Here is an 18,082-nt window from a genome sequence, read left to right as displayed (position 1 = left end):
GCTTCACCGGAGCACCGGTCCTACCGCCGGGCACCCGCTTCCTGTTCCTGAGGTCGGCCATAGCCGGTCCTCCTCTCTTCCTGATTGGTTGGCAGGGCGGCCGGTCCTTCCCGGCCGCCCAGCGGTGAGAGTGAGATTCGAACTCACGGGCCGACGTGCCAGCCGACCGACGGTTCAGCAAACCGCTGCCCCTGCCCACAGGCGGATCTCACCGTGATGTGTACATAAGAACGGGTAGTGGTCTTGGATCGCGGCCGACGAGTCGCCTCGCCACGTTTGGGCGACCGGTCGCCGGCCCACCACTACCCGTCCTTCGGTACACGGGCCACCTCGCTCAGCCCTTTACACAGATGACCTGCTTGAGGTGGGCCACTACTTCGACCAGGTCGGACTGGGCGGCGATGACCGAGTCGATGTCCTTGTAGGCCGCCGGGATCTCGTCGATCACGCCGGCGTCCTTGCGGGACTCGACGCCCGTGGTCTGCGCGACCAGGTCGTCGACCGTGTAGCGGCGCTTCGCCTCGTTGCGGCTCATCCGGCGGCCTGCCCCGTGAGAGGCCGAGTAGAACGAGCGCTCCGAGCCGAGACCGCGAACGACGTACGAACCCGTGCCCATCGACCCCGGGATCAGCCCGAGGTCCCCGCGCCCGGCCCGAATCGCGCCCTTGCGGGTGACCAGCAGATCGAGCCCGTCGATGTGCTCCTCGGCCACGTAGTTGTGGTGGCACGAGATCGGCTGCTCGAACCGCACCTCGACCGCGAACGACTCCCGCACCGCCTGCATCACCAGTGCGAGCATCACCGCGCGGTTACGGGCGGCGTACTCCTGGGCCCACGTGAGGTCGCGACGGTACGAGTCCATCTCCGGCGTACCGGACAGGAACACCGCCAGGTCACGGTCCGGGAGGTCCGCGTTGTGCGGCAACTCCCGGGCGATCCGCATGTGCCGCTCGGCGAGCTCCTTGCCGATGTTGCGGCTGCCCGAGTGCAGCATCAGCCACACGCGGTCCTCGTCGTCGAGGCACATCTCGATGAAGTGGTTGCCGCCGCCGAGCGATCCCATCTGCTGCTTGGCCTTGCGCTCGCGGTCCTGCACCCCGTCGTGCAGGCTCGTGAACGCACCCCACAGCCGGTCCCACGGGCGCGGGTCGAGCCCGAGCCGACGTACGCCGACCGCGTCCTTGTGAGCACGGAAGCCGACAGGTACGGCGGCCTCGATCCGCGAACGGATGCTGGACAGGTCGTCGGGCAGATCCGCGGCCGTCAGCGAGGTCAGGACGCCTTCCATCCCGCACCCGATGTCGACCCCGACAGCGGCTGGCGACACAGCCTGGTACATCGCGATCACGGACCCGACGGTCGCGCCCTTGCCGAGATGCACGTCCGGCATCACACGAACCCCGTGCACCCATGGCAGCGCCGCGATGTTCCGCAGCTGCTGCAGCGCCCGCGCGCCTACCTCATGCTCCTGCGCCCACATCAGCGTGGAGTTCTTGGCTCCACTCAACTCGATCGGAAACTCCACGATTCCCCTCCTTGTTCGACGGCATGCAGCTGCCAGGGCAGGAGTCGAACCTGCGGGGCCTCGGGTCAGAACCGAGGGTGGGTCGCCGGCGCCCACCTGGCATCGCGCTCTGCCGCGACACCGGGTGGGGTCGGGTCAGAGCGCTAACTCGGCACGGGAAGGGATCCAGGGCTGCCACAGCAGTGGCATGCCGGCCTCTTCCGGTGTTCGCGAGCCTTTCTTCTCGTTGCACCCAGAGTGCGCGGCGACGGCGTTCAGCCATTCGCCGCGTCCACCACGTGATCGTGGGACCACGTGATCCATCGTGGTGGCGCCGGGCTTGCCGCAGTACGCGCAGAGGTACTTGTCGCGCTTGAGTACGCCGGCACGGGTGTACTGCAGCCGTCCTGACGCGTACCGCCACTTCATCACGACGTACCGGACCAGACGCAGGACTCGGGGGAGGGGGAACGGGCCGATGCTGGCGCCGTCGTGGGCTTCCTCGACGACGGCGACCTCGCGGACGAGCATGCGGATGGCGTGCGGGATCGACACGACGTGCAGTTGCTCGTACGAGGCGTTCAGAACGATCACACCGCTCATGTGGGTCCTCCTCCCTTCCAGTGTGCCCGACCCGGGCTCGCCGGGTCGGTGATGTCGGTGTCGGGTCAACAGATGTTCACTCAGGGTGTCCGGCGGGGCTCGAACCCGCTTTCGCCGGGGCCACGTCCCGGTGCATCGCCCGCTTCTGCTTCGGACACAGCACGCCCGGCAGGATTCGAACCTGCACCCCCCGGCTTCGTAGGCCGGTGCTCTCTCCGGTTGAGCCACGGGCGTTCAGGTGCCCTGCGCCGGATGTACTGCGGATTTCCGTCACAGGGCACGCTTGTGGCGCCCGCTCGGCCGGTAGCAAGCATCCTGCGGGCGCCGGGTCCAGCTGGGAGGACTCGAACCTCCGATCTCCTCAACCCAAATGAGGTGGCCTCGCCACTGGCCTACAGCTGGTAATTCAAGAATTCAGTTGTCAATTGTTCGAGCCGGTATCCGTGAATACCGAAAATGGCAGGTAGAACTGACCCGGATTCCGGGCAAAAGAAAAGAGCCGCCTGCTGCCGGCACCCGGCTCAGACGGCTCCTGGAGATCTCTCCACTCGGAGATCACCCAGGCGGGCCGCCTGCACGCGGGCTCAGCTCGATGCCGAGCCGGTGGCATTCGAAGGTGTTGTCGGTGACGGGTCGCAGGCACGCCGACAAAACCATGCGGCCGCGCCGCCAGGTCTTTGTCAGGTTGCTCGCGCCGTACACGATCTCTCCTCAGGGTCTTGGTCCTTGCGGGAAATAGTCTCACCCATCCCGCTCTTCGAAGTCAACGCATTTCCCGCAGCATTTGTTCCACCGGTTAATTCGCTGCCGGTCCGACGTACGCCGCCCCACCCCGGTTCCCCGTCCGCCGTCCCGCGGGTGATCCGGACCACAGCCTGGTGCGGCCGCCGGGGAACCGATTCGGAATCACCCCCCGACTCCCGCTACACTCTTGCCTCGGCACCCGCCGCCTTAGCTCAGTCGGCAGAGCGTCTCACTCGTAATGAGAAGGTCGTCGGTTCGATTCCGACAGGCGGCTCCACCAGACCCCCAGGTCAGAGGTCACTCTCTGAGGCTGGGGGTTACTCTTTCCGCTGTCCATGGTGCAGGTTGTGGTGTCACCTGCCGGACGCACAGTCGATGCAGGTGCGGACCACCGGACGCGCTTGAAGCCGCTCCTCCGAGATCGGTCGCCCGCAGCTCTCGCACGTTGCGTAGGTTCCGGCCGCAACGCGCGCCAGCGCGGCATCGATCTCCGTCAAGGCCTTCTGGGCGTGCTCGGCGAGCGCGCCGAGTTGGGATCGCTCGAACGCGATCGTCGAACCCTCAGGATCGTGCTCGTCGTCGGCGTTGCTGTCGCGCGACGCAGCCACGACCTTGTCGAAGTCCTCGGTCAGGCTCGCCAGGCGGTCGATCGTCCTTTGCCGCTCACGGTCGAGCTGAGCACGCGGGTCGTCCATCTATCAATTCTGACTCGCGGATCCGTCTCACCCAACGCACTCCAGCCGGCCGTTCGGCCTCATTGCTCTCCGATGAGGTCGAGGAAGAAGAGCATGGAGTAGCTGTCGGCGGGGTCGTCTACCTTCGCGCCGGCGTCGAGCATGTTGGTGAGATAGTCGGCTCCGGTGGCGGCGGCGTAGGTGGCGATGAAGTCGAGGGCCAGGTCGGCTTCGCGGGTGGTGAGGGGGCGGGTTGCGTCGTACGCCTCGATCAGGTGCTTGATGCGGGTGAGGTCGGCGTGGCGGTCGGGGGTGCGGCCCCAGGTTTCGGCGATGCGGCCGAGGTCGTAGAGCTGGAAGGACGTCATGCAGTCGTCGAAGTCGATCAGGGCTGTGATGTCGCCGGGCTCGTCGAGCAGGAGGTTGACGGCGCTGATGTCGTTGTGGACCAGGCCTTGGCGGAGGTCGGCTGGGTTGGCGTAGACGGCCGCGATCTTCCGCTGGAGGTCGGTCAGGTGGCGGATTGCATCCCGAAGGACGGGGAGGTCGGCGTACGGCGAGCGGAGGAAACGCTGGATGCGCTCGAGAGGATCGAGCCGTGTGGTCCGTCGGCCGGGGAAGGTCTGGTCTGCGGTCAGCATGTGCAGTTGTGCGGCCAGGCGCGCGGTGTTGCGGCCGAGGTGCAGGTCGGGCGAGAAGTAGCCGTCGATCAGGTCGGTTGGATGCGTGCCGGCGGCGTACGTGAAGAGCGCGGCTGGGCGGTCGTCGATCCAACCCCAGAGTGATCCGTCATCGGCCCTGATCGGAGTGGGTGTTGGGAAGCCGCGGGCCGCGAGGAACTCGGTCGCATGCAGTTCGTATTCCACTTCAGCGGGAGTGCTGGAGCTGTAGCTTCGGGCAACGAACGCGTCGTCGACGAGCCAGCTGCGGTTCTTCTCGCCGCCGAGGAGGGGTACGACGTCAAGCGCGTCAACGCCTCGCCCGCGAAGGAAGCCGGTCAGGTCGGAGGCGCTCATGATGCCCGACCCTTCCACGGCAGACCGGCGAGCGCGACCGGATTGCCATGGTTGAATGCGCTGATGGAGGTCCACCCCGTCGACCAGGCTCGATGGGACGACCTGGTCGAGCTGTTCGGACCCAGCGGCGGGACGCGTGGGTGCTGGTGCATGGCGCGTCGTCTGCCGCCTCGCGAGTTCGCCGGGAGCGACGAGAACCGCGCGGCCCTCGAGGGCTTCGTCCGCGCCGGGATGCCGGTCGGCCTCATCGGGTACGTCGACGACCGCCCGGCCGCCTGGTGCGCGGTGGCGCCGCGGCCGGAGTACCACGCGATCGTCCACTCACGAGTGCTCCCGATCGATGACCCCGACGACGACTCGATCTGGGCCATCAACTGCCTCTTCGTCAAAGCCGGCCACCGCCGCCGCGGCCTCACCCTGCCGATGATCGAAGCAGCCGTCGACTACGCGCGAACCGAAGGCGCCCGCCTCATCGAGGCCTACCCGGTGAAGACCATGCCAGGCGATCCCGGGCGCGGCGTACTCACCACCTTCCTCGATGCCGGCTTCACGCAGTACGCCGAGAACCGCACCCACGCCAAACACAACGTCGTCGTCCGCCGGGACCTATGAGTCCCAGCTCCAGTTCTCGCCGTCCGACGTGAACGTCCACTCCTGCCGTCGCGCCCCGTAGGTCAGGTAGTCGATCGCCGGCACAGCGATAGGCGGATACGGCAGCCGGCCGAGCCGTCGTACGGCGTCCTCCGCCGAGAACCAACGCACCTCCATCACCGACCCGTCCGGATCGTCGATCGCGAACGCCGGGTCCCGCACATCCGCAACGTAGTTCCACGACCGCGACGACACCCGCCCGCCCACCGACACCTGAGTCGTCCACACAAGCGAAAGATCCGCCTCGGCAGCCAGCAACCCCGTCTCCTCCCGAAGCTCACGGATCGCCCCGGCGGTCGGCGTCTCCGCCTCTTCAACAGCTCCACTCGGGAGATTCCAGTACGGCGCATCCCACGCGTCGTACCGCTCCCACACGAGCGCCACCTGCCCGTCGTACCGCGCGATCACACCCGCGTACCGTCCCATCCGCCGAACCCTAGCCAGCTGTAAGGTTCCGGAAGGGGAGTGTCCGGAATGGGGTTTACGGTGCTGGCATGGCTGAGGATGAGTGGGTTTCGCCGTGGTGGGAGCCTCCGATTGCGGGGAGCGATGTCGAGCATCTGGTCGGGGCGCTGGATCGGTTGCGTACGACGTTCCGGTACAAGGTGGACGAGTTGGACGCCGACGGGCTCAACACCCGGATCGGGGTCTCGTCGATCACGCTCGGCGGGTTGCTGAAGCACCTGGCGGCGAACGAGGACTACATGTTCAAGGTGAAGTTCCGCGGGCTGCCGATGGACGGGCCGTGGCTGGAGAACGGCTGGCGGGATGACAACGACTGGGAGTTCGACTCTGCGGTCGACAACACCCCGGAGGAGCTCTACGCCCTGTGGGACGGCGCGGTCGAGCGTTCCCGCAAGACGTTGGCCGCGGCCATCGCGGACGGCGGGCTCGACCAGCCGGCCGACATCACCTGGCCGGACGGGCAGCACGCCAGCCTGCGCCGCCTGGTCTGCGACCTGATCGAGGAGTACGGACGCCACACCGGCCACGCCGACCTCATCCGCGAGGCCGTCGACGGGCGGGTCGGCGAGGACCCGCCCAGCGACTGGAAGCCGAAGAGCATCACTTGATCCGCTGCAGGGTCCCGTCTGCGGACACGGCAATCACCGTGGTCACTCCATCCACTTTCAGATTGACGAGCATCCGGGACCCTTGCTGCGACGTCGTGTAGCTGACGACCGCGTTGGCGCGGCTCGGTGCGATCACGGACAGGATGCTCGCCTCGTGCCCGGAGCGGTTGAACTTCACCACCGGCGCCGCCGCCCGCTTGTCGATCGTCGAGTAGTGCCATCCCTGGATCGGATCCTGCGAACCGGAGACAACCTCGATCGGCGTCGCCTGCTGCCGGAAGGGGATCTGCAGCAGCGTCGTCTTCACCCGATCGCCCGGCTTGGCCGCCACGGCCCGGTCGTTGCCACTGACAACCACCTTCTGATCCGACGGCAGGTGCCAGAGCGTAGAGTAATCCTCATCCGAGGAAGACGTTCCGCGATCCAGCACCACCATCAGATCGGGATCCTTCAGCACGAGTACGTCGCGCGTCCGATCGATCCCGGCCCCCGGCGAGTCCTGCAACTCGTAGAACTCCGAGGTCGCGCCGATCGACGACCGCGTGAGACGAGTCTCGGGGTGCCCGGTCGCCGACTTCACCGTCAGCTCGTTGTGCGCGAACTGGCTCTTCGCCCAGAACCGCCAGTCGTCGATCTTGTAGCCGGCATGCCCGCCGTCGATCAGGATGTCCCGCCCGCGCGAGGTGTACGTGACCGAGGTGTGGTCGTTGTGCCCGTGCAGCTTCTGCGACGGCCCGAACCGGATGCTGTACGTCGACTCCTGCGTGAACGGCCGCTTCTCGCCCCACCCGGTCCGCCCGAAGATGTACCCCGCGTCGAAGATCCCGATCCGCTGCGTCGGCCGGATCCCGTGCTGCCCGAGCGTGCCGGCGTACTCAAGAACCGTCCCGGGAACCGGCGTCGTCCGCACCACCTCGGAGTCACCCAGCTGCGGCAGGTTCCCGAGCGAGTTGGTCGCGAGCGCGAGCCATTTCGCCAGTTCCCGGCGCCGCGCGATGATCGTCGTACCGGGATCGACCCCGCACTTGCGCAGTACGTCGATCGCCCGTCCCCAGAGCGCGTAGTTGAACTGCGCGTACGCCGTCGACTGCTCGTTCGTCGACCCCTGTGTGTCGATGGAGGTCTTGATCGCACTCGTCAGCCGGTCGGACGCGAGCTTCTTCAGGTCGTTGCGCTGCAGCGTGCACCCGATGCCGAACAGCGCCAGGCTCTCGTCGGTGCCGTGGTTCCAGTCGCCGCTGTAGTTCTTCTGCAGGAACCACGCGTGCTCCATGAGCGCGTCGTCCAGCCAGGTGTACGTCAGCGGAAGCTTGACCACGTGCAACCCGGACAGGACCGCCTGCCGCAGGCAGATCAGCACGTTGGTGCGGTGCATGGTCGACTCGTACGCGCCGACGTCGGACTTCCACGAGTACGGGTTGTCGTTGACCCAGTCGCGCGCGATGTTGCTGACCCGCTGCAGCGCCCGCTTGTCGCCGCGGGCGCCGGCCTCGATTCCTTGCCCCAGCCAACGAAGCGAGTGCAGCCACATGTACCAGCTCGGGTTCTTGTCCGGGTTCATCCGCCAGTTGATGTTCCCCTTGCCGTCGCCGACCTTCGTCGGCGGCGTCGTACCCCAGGTGAACTTGTCCTGGTACAGGTTCGCGACCGGGTTGGTGTGGTCGATCCCGCTGTACGCCGGGCACGTGTAGGTGTTCTGCTTCACCGGGGTCGGCGGTGCCGTCGGCGGTTCGGCGGTGTGACTCACGGTCGGGTCCGGGGCTGCCTCCGGCTCGGAGCCGCCCCACGGGATCACCAGTACGGCGGCCAGAACGGCGGCGCTGACGAGCAACGGAATCATCAGCCGGAGCGTCGTTCTGGTCGTGCGCAGATGTCTCGCGGGCATCGTTGGTCCTCCCCACATGCTCGCGCATGCCTCTTCTGGCCTAGACCTGAATTCGGGTAGGGCGCTCCCCGGGAAAAATGGTCAGGATGTGTGTGGTGGTGCTCAGGAAACGTTCGGTGGACCGTCAAAGGTTGCGCGCGGCATCGATTGTGCTGCCGGTCACGCTCCGGTCAGGTACGTCGCCATCGGTTCCCCCCGAGGTTCGGATCGGATCCTCTGCTGTATAGATGTTTTGAGGGGGGTAAAAAGTTGCGTCGGATCGGCGACTCCGGTTCGCCGTTGCCCGGAAGGGCAGTGTCAGCCGCGCCGGATGGCCTGCAGAATCAGGGCATTCCGGGCGTTCTGCCCGGCGGGCACGGTGGTGTGCCGGCCGTCGCGCAGGTCCGTGTGGATCCGGTCGGGACGGGCCGCGAGGAACTCGGCCCACCCCACGATCCGCAGGTTCGGGTGTTGTGAGAGCGCCTGCTCCAGTTGGAGATCGATCCATTCGCTGTTGCGTTGATCGGCGACCTGAACGGAGGGCGGTTCGTCGGTGCGGGAGACCTGCACGTTCACCCAGTACACGGTCCGCCCCGGGCCGGCGATCCGGAGCGCGCGCTCGACCTGCGCGGCGAACGCGGGCGGATCGAAGATGTCGTTCGACCCGACCGCCATCACGATCCGCTTCGGCAGACCGTACGCGTGCGCCCACGAGGCCATCGCGTCGACAGCGGCCGAGGTCGGCTGGCCGGACCAGCTGTACTCCGCGAACGTCGTACCCAGCTGTTGTCCGAGGAGCCGGCCCAGTGCTCCGCCGTCCTGTACGGCGATGCTGTCGCCGAACAGCACCACGCCGTTCGTCGAGACGACGTGGCGGACGTGGGCGCCGCTGGAGACGACCCGGTTGTTCCCCTGCCAGGAACCGAGCGTGCCCGATCCGTAGCTTCCTGTACTGACGGCGGAGGTGCTCGTCTTCGCGTGCGCGGCCGGGGCGTCGAAGTGCAGGAGCGCGAGGAGGAAGGCGGTCAGGACCACGATGATGGCGGCTGAGGTCGACCAACCTCGGATGATTGTGCGTGACATGGCTCGGCCCTCCCGTACTGCGGACGCGGAGGCGGGCCTGGAGGTTGTCCTACGGACCGTTCTTGATCGCCTCGGCGATCAGCTCGTTGCGCGCGCTGCCGCCGAGCGGCTCGCTGGTGTGCACACCGTCGCGCAGGTACGGCGTGGGGCCGCTCGACCGAGAGGTCAGGAACGAGGACCAGTCGATGATCCGCAGGTTCGGGTGGTTGAGCGCCGCCTCGTTGAGCTCCTGGTTGACCCAGGCGCTGTTCGCGAGGTCCGCGTCCCGTACGGCGGGCGGCTGCTTGGTGCGGCTGACGTACACGTTCACCCAGTACACCGTCCGATCCGGCCCGGCGAGCTTCATCGCGCGCTCCACCTGGGCGGCGAACGCGGGCGGGTCGAAGATGTCGTTCGTACCGACTGCCATCACGATCCGCCGGGGCAGACCGTAGTTGCGCGACCACTCTTCGAGTGCATCGACCGCTGCCGACGTCGGCTGGCCGGACCAGTCGTGGAACGCGATCGAGTCGCCGGTGCTGTCTGCGAGCCGGCGTTCGAGGGCCGCGCTGTCCTGTACGGCGATGCTGTCGCCGAACAGGAAGATGCCGTCGAACGTGAGTGTGTCGCGGATCTGGTACTCCGGGGAGATCCGCCGGATCAGGTCCTGCCACGGGCCGAGAGTGCCCGAGCCGTAAAGGCCGGGGCCTTTGGTCGGCACGCTGTACGAACCGGTGCCGTCGGCCGTGGTGTCGGCGTCGATGGTCCGGGGCTCGAGCAAGACCATCGCACCGGCGAGGAGCGCCAGTACCACCAAGGTGACGAAGATCGAGGCGACGGACCCCAGGAACGCCCGGAGAAGCGACACACGCTCGTGGTGCGGGTGGATGTGGGCCTGTTTCAGCGTGCTGCCACCCCCCAGCTTGAGTCGTCGTCTCCGCACAGCGACATGACGCGGTGCGCCCCGAATCTGGTGCATCCCCCCGGCCCCCCACTACTAAACGCTCCAGACCGCCCGATTGGTTGCATCGAACGGTCAGTGTTTCAGCGTGTACCCCTCACCCGTCAGGCGGGCCCGCAGGTCCTTGACCTCGTCCCGTCGCGTCCCCCGCCGCCGAGGTTCCCCGTCCTCAGCAGCCTTCTTCTTCCTCCGCCACCACCACTTCACCCCACAAGCATCCCCGAAGACCGGACCCAGGCATAGGTTTCCGGCTAGACCGGTTGGCGGCCCGGGTCCGGGCCGTGGTTCAGCCGGCGCGTTCCGCCTCGCTGCGCTCGACGCAGAACTCGTTGCCTTCGGGATCCTTCATGGTGACCCAGCCGCGGCCGTCGGGGAGCCGGTGGTCCTCGTGGATCGTGCCGCCGAGGGAGAGGATCCGCTCGACCTCCTCGTTGCGGGTGCGCTCGGTCGGTCCCCAGTCGAGGTGCACCCGGTTCTTCACCGATTTGCCCTCCGGTACTGCGATGAACAGCAACGCGGGCACCGGCGCCGGCGCCACCAGCAGCACCTCGTCGTCACCCGGCTCGTCCCCGTCGGCGACCGGCCAGCCGGTGACGGTACTCCAGAACTGAGCGAGCTCGTAGGGGTTCCCGGCATCGATGGTGATGTGTCGCAGGATCATGCCGAGACCTTAACCGGACGGCCGGGTTCGAAGGGTCGCGGACTGTCGGCGGCCGGGTTTACTGTGCGGGCATGAGCGCCGTACCAGAGGGTCCGGCCGTTGGGGGAAGGAACGATTCGATGGCATCCCGGCTCAATCCGTACATCCAGTTCAAGAGCGAAGCGCGTCCGGCGATGGAGTTCTACCAGGGGGTCTTCGGCGGTGAGGTGGCCAAGAACACCTTCAAGGAGTTCGGTGCGGGCCACGGCCCGGAGGACGACGACCTGCTCATGCACGCCCAGCTCGAGACCCCGAGCGGGTTCACGCTGATGGCGGCCGACACCCCGCAGGGCATGCCGTACAACCCGGGCGACAACATCTCGATCAGCCTCAGCGGCGACGGCGACGAGCTGCGCGGGTACTACGAGAAGCTGTCCGCCGACGGCGGCAAGGTGACGGTCCCGCTGGAGAAGCAGATGTGGGGTGACGAGTTCGGCATGGTGACCGACAAGTTCGGCATCAACTGGATGGTCAACATCGCCGCGAGCTGATTCCGCTGCGCCCGCGCCTCGCCCGGGGCGAAATCCAGTACCCCGGGCCGGGCGGGCACGGCTAGCTTGACCTGCATGGGACTCAACGACCTCCTGTACGACCCCATCCGGCACAACAACTGGGCGACCGGGAGTCTGATCCGGTTCTGCCAGGACCAGAAACTCACGGCCGACCAGCTGGAGATCACCGGCGTCGGCACGTACGGCGGCATTCTCGCGACCCTCGACCACATCGTCCGGTGCGACGGCGGCTACCTGCGCCGGATCGTGGACCGCCCGCTCGACTACGTCGACCGCGACACTGCGACCGATCTCGAGACCCTCGAGGGCTGGAACGCCGAGGCCGGCGCGCTGTGGGAGGTGTTCCTGACCCAGCCGATCGACGTCGAACGCGTGATCATCGTCGACAACAACACCCGCGGTACCCGGGTCGGCATCTTCATCGCCCAGGCGATCAACCACGCCAACCACCACCGCGAGCAGGTCTGCGCCATCCTCACCGGCCTCGGCATCGAGCCGCCCGACATCCAGGCCTGGGAGTACGCCTGGGAGACCGAGCGGATCTGGGATCTAGCTGTTGATGGTCGCTGACATCAGGCCGGGCTCGTAGGAACCGCCGAGCTGGTTGAGCGTCACGGCCATCCGGTTGGTGGCGTTGATCATCGCGATCAGCGTCACCAGCGCGATCAGCTGATCCTCGTCGTAGTACTTCGCGGCGCGGGCCCACGTCTCGTCGGAGACACCCTCGGAGGTGTCCGCCAGCCGGGTCGCCTCCTCGGTGAGCGCGAGCGCGGCCTGCTCCTCCTCGGTGAAGACCGTCGAGTGCCTCCAGGCGGCGACCAGGTTCAGGCGGGTCGTGGTCTCGCCCTCCGCCGCGGCCTCCTTGGAGTGGATGTCGATGCAGTGCCCGCAGCCGTTGATCTGGCTGGCGCGCAGCATCACCAGGTTCTGCGTCGCGTGCGGCAGGCCGGTCTGCTGCAGCAGGTTGTGGACCGCGAACAGCCGCTTGGCCAGCTTCGCGCCGAGCTCGTTCTGCATCACGTCGATACGGGGTTCGGTCATCATCGTCCTCATTCATGAGATCTACTGGATGACCACGAGATGCCGCCGGCCCGTTCGCCGTGACGCTCGCCGGACGTGACGAGCGCCATACCGGACCGGGTGTCACAGAAGTCCGGCGGGCGGCATCTGATGGCTGACACCCGCGCGGACAAGGAGTTCAGCAATGACCGGTACCGACAAGGCCACCGAGGCTTTCGTTGCCCATCGCAACCTCCTGTTCACGGTCGCCTACGAACTCCTCGGCTCGGCCGCGGACGCCGAGGACGTCCTCCAGGAGACGTGGCTCCGTTGGGTCGGGGTCGACCTGGACACGGTCCTGGACCACCGCGCGTACCTCGTCCGCATCGCGAGCCGTCAGGCCCTGCAGCGCCTCCGCACCCTGGGCCGCCGCAAGGAGTCGTACGTCGGCCCGTGGCTCCCCGAGCCGCTCCTCACCGCCCCCGACGTAGCCGACGACGTCGAACTCGCCGACAGCGTCTCGATGGCGATGCTCCTGGTCCTCGAGACCCTCAAACCCACCGAACGTGCCGTCTTCGTCCTCCGCGAGGTCTTCGGCCTCGAGTACGACGAGATCGCCGAGGCCGTCGACAAGAAGCCGGACGCCGTCCGCCAGATCGCCCACCGAGCGCGCTCACACGTAGCCGCCCGACGTCCCGCCGGCCACGTCAGCCCCACCGAGACTCGCAAGGCCCTGGCCGCCTTCCAACGAGCCATCGAAACCGGCGACCTCCAGGGCCTGGTCGACATCCTCGCCCCCGATGTCGTGTTCCTCGGCGACGGCGGCGGCGTGGTCCAGGCCGTTCAGCGCCCGGTCGTCGGCGCCGACAAGGTAGCCCGCCTCCTCGCCGTCGCCGTCGACCGCCTGACCGACGCCACCCTCGACCTCACCCAGATCAACGGCCAACCGGCCCTGATCCTCCGCTTCAACGGCGAGATCGACACCGTCACCGCCCTGCGAATCGACCACGGACAGATCACCGGCCTCTACTCGGTCCGCAATCCCTCGAAGCTCTCCCATCTGACCAAGGAGGTCCCCCTCACCCGCTAGCCCAGGTTCCTGATGTCAGGACCGGATGAAGGCCAGCAGGTCGGCGTTGACGACGTCCGCCTGCGTGGTGGGTCACCAGCACCGGCACGCTGATCTTCTTCAGGTCCTCGGTGAAGTCCTCGCAGAACGCGGCGATCTCGTCGTACTCCGCCTTCGCGGCGCCCGTCATCGCTCGGCGTCGCCGGCTCGTTGAACCGATACAGCGTCAACCCCGGCCGGCCGCCGTCATTCCCCCGACCCGCGGAGCCAGAGCCGCGACTGTCGCAACAAGGTCCGCCGAACTCACCCGATGCTCGATCACGACCCGCCCTCGCCACCAACGGGCAGTCCCCGGCAAGAACTCCACCCACGAGCATCCGACGCCAACAACTCAACTTTCCCCCCATCGAAACAGCCTGGTCGAACCAGTACGCTGCCCGCATGACGGACAGCTTGCGTGTCAGCGCGTGTGTTGGCGCCCGGTTTCGTAGATGAAGCGGCCGTTCGTCTGTCCCGCCTGCAACGCGTCTGCCACCACCTGAGCCTCACTTGGGCCGGCCGAGAGGCCGATGAGCCTGGTGCTGTACGACTCGATCAGACAGCCGAGCGGGCCGAACTCCTCGACGACCGATCGGATGCCGTCGCCGTCCGCGCTCGAAGGAAACCACAGGCGAAAGGTGTGGTTCCCGGCGTCTTTGACGATGCCTGTGCCTACGAGCGTTCCATCCGCGGAGACGACGACCGACAGCTCGTCGCCGTAGTTGACGTCATAAGCGAACAACGGGACAGCACGAACCTCGACCGTGTCACCACTCGTCAGCCGGTGCGCAGCCAGACCCTCCCAGAGCTGCACCTCACCAGATTCTGTCGGCAACGCCAACCAGACCGTCGCGCCCGCCGACACAGATTCGGGAACCGGTACGAGCTGCCCGTCCACAAGCCGGCCGGTCGGCGCAGGGTGCTCTTTGTACTGGTGATCCACGGAGCGAGCCTAGGACAGATAGCCCGGTGCCGGACCGATCGTGCCGCTGTGGGCGGCATGGCAGTCGCTCGCGCGATGAGCGCGCACGCTCGCGGGGCTGGCCCAGCTCAGTTGATCAGGTTGGTGGATTCGGGGACGGGGGTTAGGGGAGTGCCGTCCGACAGCCAGTGGCGGATGTTGTCGACTACGAGGTTGGCCATGGCGGTGCGGGTGGGGATGGTGGCGGAGCCTACGTGGGGGAGGAGGACGGCGTTGGGGAGGGTCAGGAGGTCGGGGTGGACCTTGGGCTCGTGTTCGAAGACGTCGAGGCCGGCGGACAGGATCGTGTTGGTGCGGAGCGCGTCGACCAGAGCCTGTTCGTCGATGACCGTGCCGCGGGCCACGTTGATCACGATGCCGTCGGGGCCCAGCGCCTCGAGGACGGAGGCGTCGACCAGATGGCGGGTGCTGTCGCCACCGGGGATCACGATCATCAGGATGTCTACGTCGGCGGCCATTTCGGCCAGCGACGCGTAGTACGGATAGTCGACGTCCTTCGGGTTGCGGTTGTGGTAGGCAACGGAGACGCCGAAGGGCTGGACGCGGTCGGCAATGGCTTGGCCGATGCGGCCGAGGCCGAGGATGCCCATCCGGCGGCCGTGCAACGTTGCGCGGGTCAACGGGTACGGGCGACCGCCTGCCCACTTCCCGTCGCGCAGGTACTGCTCGGCCCGCCCCAGCTCACGCACCGTCATGAGCAGCAGACCCATCGCCGTGTCGGCAACCTCGTCGTCCAGCACACCAGGCGTGTTCGTGACCACAACACCACGCGCGGCGGCAGCGGCCGCGTCGATCCGGTCGTACCCGACTCCGAAGCTGGCAACCAGCCGCACGGCCGGCAGTTTGTCGAGGAACGCCCCGTCGATCGTCGTACCACCGGCGGCGACGGCAACGATCTCGTCCCGGCGGGCCGCGAGTACGGCGTCCGGGTCGCTCTCCTCCCACAGCCGGATCAGCTCGCAGTGGTCAGTGAGGCCCTCGGCGACAGCGGGGTGCATCGGGCCTGGCATCAGTACGACCGGTTGTCCCACGGTTTCTCCTCACGGATGTTCACCACCGCTTTCCCGGCCAACCCTATTTCCTATCGGCATCGAGTACGACGATCGGGGGAGGAGGCCACCATGATCGTCGACTGCGCTTACTACCGGGACGGACGCCGCCAGCACGTCGAGGCGATGTCGGTCGAGGATGCTGCTGCCCACTGCCAGCAGGGTGGGTTCGTCTGGCTGGGCATGTACGAGCCCACCGTCGAGGAACTCGCCCAGACGAGACAGAGTTTCGGCCTGCACGAGCTGGCCGTCGAGGACGCGCAGACCTTCCATCTCCGGCCCAAGGTCGAGCCGTACGCCGGTGAGGTCGAGCTCGTCATCCTGAGAACCGCCCGGTACGACGACGAGCGCGAGGAAGTCGACTTCGGCGAGGTGAGCGTCTTCGTCGGACCGTCGTTCGTGATCACTGTCCGTCAAGGTGTCGCCAGCGACCTGCACGGCGCCCGGATCCGGCTCGAGCAACGTCCCGAACTGCTCGAGTGCGGCACGAGCTCGGTCCTCTGGGCGATCCTCGACCAGGTCGTGGACAGCTACGGTCCCGTCGTCGCGGAGCTCGAACGCGACATCGAGCGCGTCGAGCAGACCGTCTTCGCCGGTTCGGTCGCTCCGACCGAGCAGATCTACTCCCTCCGACGCGAGGTCACCGACTTCTACCGGGCTGTTCACCCGCTCCTCGCCGTACTCGCGACGATCGAGCGCGGCGCCCGCGACACCGCCCTGCTGCCCTACTTCCGCGACGTACACGATCACCTGGTGCTGGTGAACGAGGAGGTCGCCGCCCAGCGCGATCTGCTCGCGACCGTCCTGGAGGCGAACATGGCGGTGATCGGCGTCGAGCAGACCAAGATCAGCGTCCGGCAGAACGCATCCATGGAACAGCTGACCAAGCTGGCCACGGTGTTCCTGCCGTTGACCTTCCTGACCGGGTTCTTCGGGCAGAACTTCGGCTGGCTGGTCGACCACATCGACGCCGAGTGGGACTTCCTCGTGCTGGGCATCGGCGGGCTCGTGGTGCCGTGTATCGCCCTCGCGCTCTGGTTCCGCCGCCAACGAACAGCCCGACGGCAAGCTGCCTGACGCATCAGATTCACGCGCCGTTCCAACGGTGAAACGAGGGTCGGGGGAGCAGGATCCATCCCCTCGGAGGTTGTGATGCGAAAGCTCCCCGCCCTCATCGCGGCGTCGACCGTGCTGGCCGCCGTCGCGCTCCCGCCCGCCTCGGCCGCGCTTCCCGTCGCCCAGGTCCATACCAAACAGTTTGGTATGGCGGCCGCCGCTGCCGAGCCGCCGACGTACGACGCGACCCCGCTGAAGTCGTACCCCGCCTTCGACGCGAACCAGGCGATCGCGGTCGACGCGAAGTACTTCTATGCGGTCAACAACACCACGATCACCAAGCACGACCGCCGCACCGGCGAGCCGCTGCTGCAGTTCGCCGGTGACGAGGACGGCCCGTTCATCCACATGGACAGCGGCATGGTCCTCGGCAACAAGCTGTACGCCGTCCACTCGAACTACTCCGACTGGCCGATGGAGAGCTCGATCGAGGTGTTCGACACCAAGACGATGCGGCACATCGACTCGTACTCGTTCGGCATCTACCGCGGCTCGCTCACCTGGCTGGACCGGCACGACGGCGCGTGGTGGGCCGGGTTCGCGAACTACGACGATGTCTCGGACGAGACCGGCGAGCCGTACGGTCAGACGTACAACACCCAGATCGTGAAGCTCAACGACAAGTTCGAGCCGCTCGCGTCGTACACGATCCCGAAGCAGATCCTGGACCGCTTCAAGCCGATGTCGAACTCGGGCGGCTCGTGGGGCCCGGACGGCCGGCTCTGGCTGACCGGTCACGACCTCGGCGAGGCGTACGTGATGGAGCTGCCGACGGCCGGCTCGGAGCTGCGCTGGATCGCGACCGTCAACCTGCCCGACGTCCAGGGCCAGGGCATCGCGTGGGACCGCTCGGACCCGCGCCACCCGACCTTCTGGGCGATCAGCCGGCCGGACCGGCTGGTGCACACGTTCTCGATGCCCGTCACCTCGATCAAGACCCCAACCGCAAAGGGTTGGTCCGTCCTCGGCCCGGGCCAGTTCCGGAAATAGTCGAGCGGGGTAGCGGACGGCCTCCGTCCGCTACCCCGCCGATGCTGGAGACATGACCAACACAGCGACATTCCATGCGTACTTCGGCTACCGCGATGCTCCCAGCGCACTGCGCTGGCTGGAGAAGGCTTTCGGGTTCGAAACCACCATGGAGGTCCCGGACGACAAGGGCGGCATCATGCACGCCGAGATGAGGTACGGCGGGGTCGCATTCACGCTCTTCACCGACGAGGTGCAGTACGACCGGCCGACCCGCAAGGGCGACACGGTCGGCCACGGGATGTACGTCGCGTTCGACACGCAGGACGAGGTCGACGCGGTGTATGCGACTGCGACCGCCGCCGGCGCCGAGTCCGTCTGGACCCCCGAGCTGTCGGAGTGGGGCAACTACCGCTGCCGCGTCGCCGACCCCGAAGGCTACGAATGGACCTTCGGCACCCACCGCCCAGGTCAGCCTGCCACCTGGTAGCCAGC

The 18,082-nt window shown here is 67.2% G+C and carries 21 protein-coding genes and 5 tRNA genes; 9 read left to right on the top strand and 17 right to left on the bottom strand.

The window, feature by feature from the left end:
• Nucleotides 1-122 precede the first annotated feature (122 nt).
• The 6 genes from OHA10_RS08420 to OHA10_RS08395 form a co-directional block, all read right to left on the bottom strand.
• A tRNA-Ser gene (locus OHA10_RS08420) sits at nucleotides 123-213 on the bottom strand.
• A 121-nt stretch (nucleotides 214-334) separates the two neighbouring features.
• Entirely contained in the window at nucleotides 335-1,480 is a 1,146-nt protein-coding gene (locus tag OHA10_RS08415; RefSeq protein ID WP_371407913.1) for an RtcB family protein, read from the bottom strand.
• A gap of 74 nt (nucleotides 1,481-1,554) precedes the next feature.
• A tRNA-Gln gene (locus tag OHA10_RS08410) sits at nucleotides 1,555-1,627 on the bottom strand.
• 33 nt (nucleotides 1,628-1,660) lie between these two features.
• A complete protein-coding gene (locus tag OHA10_RS08405; protein ID WP_371405601.1) occupies nucleotides 1,661-2,107 on the bottom strand; it encodes an HNH endonuclease in 447 nt (148 codons plus the stop codon).
• A 160-nt stretch (nucleotides 2,108-2,267) separates the two neighbouring features.
• Nucleotides 2,268-2,341, bottom strand: a tRNA-Arg gene (locus tag OHA10_RS08400).
• A gap of 95 nt (nucleotides 2,342-2,436) precedes the next feature.
• A tRNA-Pro gene (locus tag OHA10_RS08395) sits at nucleotides 2,437-2,509 on the bottom strand.
• A gap of 543 nt (nucleotides 2,510-3,052) precedes the next feature.
• Between OHA10_RS08395 and OHA10_RS08390 the strand changes: the two genes are divergently transcribed.
• A tRNA-Thr gene (locus tag OHA10_RS08390) sits at nucleotides 3,053-3,128 on the top strand.
• 76 nt (nucleotides 3,129-3,204) lie between these two features.
• On the opposite strand, the gene OHA10_RS08385 is transcribed toward OHA10_RS08390, so the two are convergent.
• Together OHA10_RS08385 and OHA10_RS08380 are read right to left on the bottom strand one after the other, a co-directional pair.
• Entirely contained in the window at nucleotides 3,205-3,546 is a 342-nt protein-coding gene (locus OHA10_RS08385) for a TraR/DksA family transcriptional regulator (RefSeq protein WP_371405600.1), read from the bottom strand.
• 59 nt (nucleotides 3,547-3,605) lie between these two features.
• Complete coding sequence (locus OHA10_RS08380) at nucleotides 3,606-4,541, bottom strand: phosphotransferase enzyme family protein (protein ID WP_371405599.1); 936 nt, start codon at nucleotides 4,539-4,541, stop codon at nucleotides 3,606-3,608.
• Between the two features lie 63 nt (nucleotides 4,542-4,604).
• Between OHA10_RS08380 and OHA10_RS08375 the strand changes: the two genes are divergently transcribed.
• Nucleotides 4,605-5,153 (top strand): GNAT family N-acetyltransferase, encoded by a 549-nt coding sequence (locus OHA10_RS08375; protein ID WP_371405598.1) that lies wholly within the window; start codon nucleotides 4,605-4,607, stop codon nucleotides 5,151-5,153.
• Here OHA10_RS08375 and OHA10_RS08370 read toward each other — a convergent pair.
• A complete protein-coding gene (locus tag OHA10_RS08370; RefSeq protein WP_371405597.1) occupies nucleotides 5,148-5,618 on the bottom strand; it encodes an NUDIX hydrolase in 471 nt (156 codons plus the stop codon). The two genes, OHA10_RS08375 and OHA10_RS08370, sit on opposite strands and share 6 nt — an antisense overlap.
• Nucleotides 5,619-5,686: 68 nt before the next feature.
• Here OHA10_RS08370 and OHA10_RS08365 point away from each other — a divergent pair, with 68 nt between their 5' ends.
• On the top strand, nucleotides 5,687-6,265 hold the full coding sequence (locus OHA10_RS08365) for a DUF664 domain-containing protein (protein ID WP_371405596.1): 579 nt from the start codon (nucleotides 5,687-5,689) through the stop codon (nucleotides 6,263-6,265).
• On the opposite strand, the gene OHA10_RS08360 is transcribed toward OHA10_RS08365, so the two are convergent.
• The 4 genes from OHA10_RS08360 to OHA10_RS08345 form a co-directional block, all read right to left on the bottom strand.
• A complete protein-coding gene (locus OHA10_RS08360; protein WP_371405595.1) occupies nucleotides 6,258-8,150 on the bottom strand; it encodes a heparinase II/III family protein in 1,893 nt (630 codons plus the stop codon). The genes OHA10_RS08365 and OHA10_RS08360 overlap by 8 nt on opposite strands.
• Before the next feature lie 297 nt (nucleotides 8,151-8,447).
• Nucleotides 8,448-9,212: a hypothetical protein gene (locus tag OHA10_RS08355; protein ID WP_371405594.1), complete on the bottom strand. Its 765-nt coding sequence runs from the start codon at nucleotides 9,210-9,212 to the stop codon at nucleotides 8,448-8,450.
• A 49-nt stretch (nucleotides 9,213-9,261) separates the two neighbouring features.
• Nucleotides 9,262-10,059, bottom strand: a complete 798-nt coding sequence (locus OHA10_RS08350; RefSeq protein WP_371405593.1) for a hypothetical protein — start codon at nucleotides 10,057-10,059, stop codon at nucleotides 9,262-9,264.
• A 379-nt stretch (nucleotides 10,060-10,438) separates the two neighbouring features.
• The gene (locus tag OHA10_RS08345) at nucleotides 10,439-10,813 is read right to left on the bottom strand and encodes a VOC family protein (RefSeq protein ID WP_371405592.1); all 375 of its coding nucleotides are present in this window, start codon (nucleotides 10,811-10,813) and stop codon (nucleotides 10,439-10,441) included.
• A gap of 119 nt (nucleotides 10,814-10,932) precedes the next feature.
• On the opposite strand from OHA10_RS08345, the gene OHA10_RS08340 reads away from it, so the two are divergent.
• Both OHA10_RS08340 and OHA10_RS08335 read left to right on the top strand, forming a co-directional pair.
• Entirely contained in the window at nucleotides 10,933-11,343 is a 411-nt protein-coding gene (locus OHA10_RS08340) for a VOC family protein (RefSeq protein WP_371405591.1), read from the top strand.
• A gap of 75 nt (nucleotides 11,344-11,418) precedes the next feature.
• Nucleotides 11,419-11,934 (top strand): DinB family protein, encoded by a 516-nt coding sequence (locus tag OHA10_RS08335; protein ID WP_371405590.1) that lies wholly within the window; start codon nucleotides 11,419-11,421, stop codon nucleotides 11,932-11,934.
• Here OHA10_RS08335 and OHA10_RS08330 read toward each other — a convergent pair.
• On the bottom strand, nucleotides 11,914-12,408 hold the full coding sequence (locus OHA10_RS08330) for a carboxymuconolactone decarboxylase family protein (RefSeq protein ID WP_371405589.1): 495 nt from the start codon (nucleotides 12,406-12,408) through the stop codon (nucleotides 11,914-11,916). The genes OHA10_RS08335 and OHA10_RS08330 overlap by 21 nt on opposite strands.
• Nucleotides 12,409-12,568: 160 nt before the next feature.
• Here OHA10_RS08330 and OHA10_RS08325 point away from each other — a divergent pair, with 160 nt between their 5' ends.
• Nucleotides 12,569-13,453, top strand: coding sequence for an RNA polymerase sigma-70 factor (locus OHA10_RS08325; protein ID WP_371405588.1), 885 nt, complete (start codon nucleotides 12,569-12,571; stop codon nucleotides 13,451-13,453).
• Here OHA10_RS08325 and OHA10_RS08320 read toward each other — a convergent pair.
• The 3 genes from OHA10_RS08320 to OHA10_RS08310 form a co-directional block, all read right to left on the bottom strand.
• Nucleotides 13,443-13,622, bottom strand: a complete 180-nt coding sequence (locus OHA10_RS08320) for a hypothetical protein (RefSeq protein WP_371405587.1) — start codon at nucleotides 13,620-13,622, stop codon at nucleotides 13,443-13,445. The genes OHA10_RS08325 and OHA10_RS08320 overlap by 11 nt on opposite strands.
• Nucleotides 13,623-13,892: 270 nt before the next feature.
• Entirely contained in the window at nucleotides 13,893-14,414 is a 522-nt protein-coding gene (locus tag OHA10_RS08315; RefSeq protein ID WP_371405586.1) for a DUF4265 domain-containing protein, read from the bottom strand.
• Between the two features lie 107 nt (nucleotides 14,415-14,521).
• Complete coding sequence (locus OHA10_RS08310) at nucleotides 14,522-15,484, bottom strand: 2-hydroxyacid dehydrogenase (protein ID WP_371405585.1); 963 nt, start codon at nucleotides 15,482-15,484, stop codon at nucleotides 14,522-14,524.
• Nucleotides 15,485-15,574: 90 nt separating this feature from the next.
• Between OHA10_RS08310 and OHA10_RS08305 the strand changes: the two genes are divergently transcribed.
• The 3 genes from OHA10_RS08305 to OHA10_RS08295 all read left to right on the top strand — a co-directional run bounded on the left by OHA10_RS08305 (nucleotide 15,575) and on the right by OHA10_RS08295 (nucleotide 18,077).
• Nucleotides 15,575-16,579 (top strand): magnesium and cobalt transport protein CorA, encoded by a 1,005-nt coding sequence (locus OHA10_RS08305; RefSeq protein ID WP_371405584.1) that lies wholly within the window; start codon nucleotides 15,575-15,577, stop codon nucleotides 16,577-16,579.
• A 75-nt stretch (nucleotides 16,580-16,654) separates the two neighbouring features.
• On the top strand, nucleotides 16,655-17,608 hold the full coding sequence (locus tag OHA10_RS08300; protein ID WP_371405583.1) for a hypothetical protein: 954 nt from the start codon (nucleotides 16,655-16,657) through the stop codon (nucleotides 17,606-17,608).
• Nucleotides 17,609-17,660: 52 nt separating this feature from the next.
• The gene (locus OHA10_RS08295) at nucleotides 17,661-18,077 is read left to right on the top strand and encodes a VOC family protein (protein ID WP_371405582.1); all 417 of its coding nucleotides are present in this window, start codon (nucleotides 17,661-17,663) and stop codon (nucleotides 18,075-18,077) included.
• Nucleotides 18,078-18,082: the final 5 nt, after the last annotated feature.

The organism is Kribbella sp. NBC_00662 (genome assembly GCF_041430295.1).
Taxonomy (GTDB): Bacteria; Actinomycetota; Actinomycetes; order Propionibacteriales; family Kribbellaceae; genus Kribbella.
The sequence above is the reverse complement of the archived record's forward strand: the minus strand, read 5'-3'. Positions and strand labels throughout refer to the sequence as shown.

Coding starts and splice junctions, on each gene's coding strand:
- OHA10_RS08385 (WP_371405600.1), bottom strand. CDS start 3,546: ATGGACGACCCGCGTGCTCAGCTCGACCGTGAGCGGCAAAGGACGATC.
- OHA10_RS08365 (WP_371405596.1), top strand. CDS start 5,687: ATGGCTGAGGATGAGTGGGTTTCGCCGTGGTGGGAGCCTCCGATTGCG.
- OHA10_RS08300 (WP_371405583.1), top strand. CDS start 16,655: ATGCGAAAGCTCCCCGCCCTCATCGCGGCGTCGACCGTGCTGGCCGCC.
- OHA10_RS08355 (WP_371405594.1), bottom strand. CDS start 9,212: ATGTCACGCACAATCATCCGAGGTTGGTCGACCTCAGCCGCCATCATC.
- OHA10_RS08335 (WP_371405590.1), top strand. CDS start 11,419: ATGGGACTCAACGACCTCCTGTACGACCCCATCCGGCACAACAACTGG.
- OHA10_RS08295 (WP_371405582.1), top strand. CDS start 17,661: ATGACCAACACAGCGACATTCCATGCGTACTTCGGCTACCGCGATGCT.
- OHA10_RS08405 (WP_371405601.1), bottom strand. CDS start 2,107: ATGAGCGGTGTGATCGTTCTGAACGCCTCGTACGAGCAACTGCACGTC.
- OHA10_RS08330 (WP_371405589.1), bottom strand. CDS start 12,408: ATGATGACCGAACCCCGTATCGACGTGATGCAGAACGAGCTCGGCGCG.
- OHA10_RS08415 (WP_371407913.1), bottom strand. CDS start 1,480: ATGTGGGCGCAGGAGCATGAGGTAGGCGCGCGGGCGCTGCAGCAGCTG.
- OHA10_RS08305 (WP_371405584.1), top strand. CDS start 15,575: ATGATCGTCGACTGCGCTTACTACCGGGACGGACGCCGCCAGCACGTC.
- OHA10_RS08325 (WP_371405588.1), top strand. CDS start 12,569: ATGACCGGTACCGACAAGGCCACCGAGGCTTTCGTTGCCCATCGCAAC.
- OHA10_RS08360 (WP_371405595.1), bottom strand. CDS start 8,150: ATGCCCGCGAGACATCTGCGCACGACCAGAACGACGCTCCGGCTGATG.
- OHA10_RS08340 (WP_371405591.1), top strand. CDS start 10,933: ATGGCATCCCGGCTCAATCCGTACATCCAGTTCAAGAGCGAAGCGCGT.
- OHA10_RS08375 (WP_371405598.1), top strand. CDS start 4,605: ATGGAGGTCCACCCCGTCGACCAGGCTCGATGGGACGACCTGGTCGAG.
- OHA10_RS08370 (WP_371405597.1), bottom strand. CDS start 5,618: ATGGGACGGTACGCGGGTGTGATCGCGCGGTACGACGGGCAGGTGGCG.
- OHA10_RS08345 (WP_371405592.1), bottom strand. CDS start 10,813: ATGATCCTGCGACACATCACCATCGATGCCGGGAACCCCTACGAGCTC.
- OHA10_RS08380 (WP_371405599.1), bottom strand. CDS start 4,541: ATGAGCGCCTCCGACCTGACCGGCTTCCTTCGCGGGCGAGGCGTTGAC.
- OHA10_RS08320 (WP_371405587.1), bottom strand. CDS start 13,622: ATGACGGGCGCCGCGAAGGCGGAGTACGACGAGATCGCCGCGTTCTGC.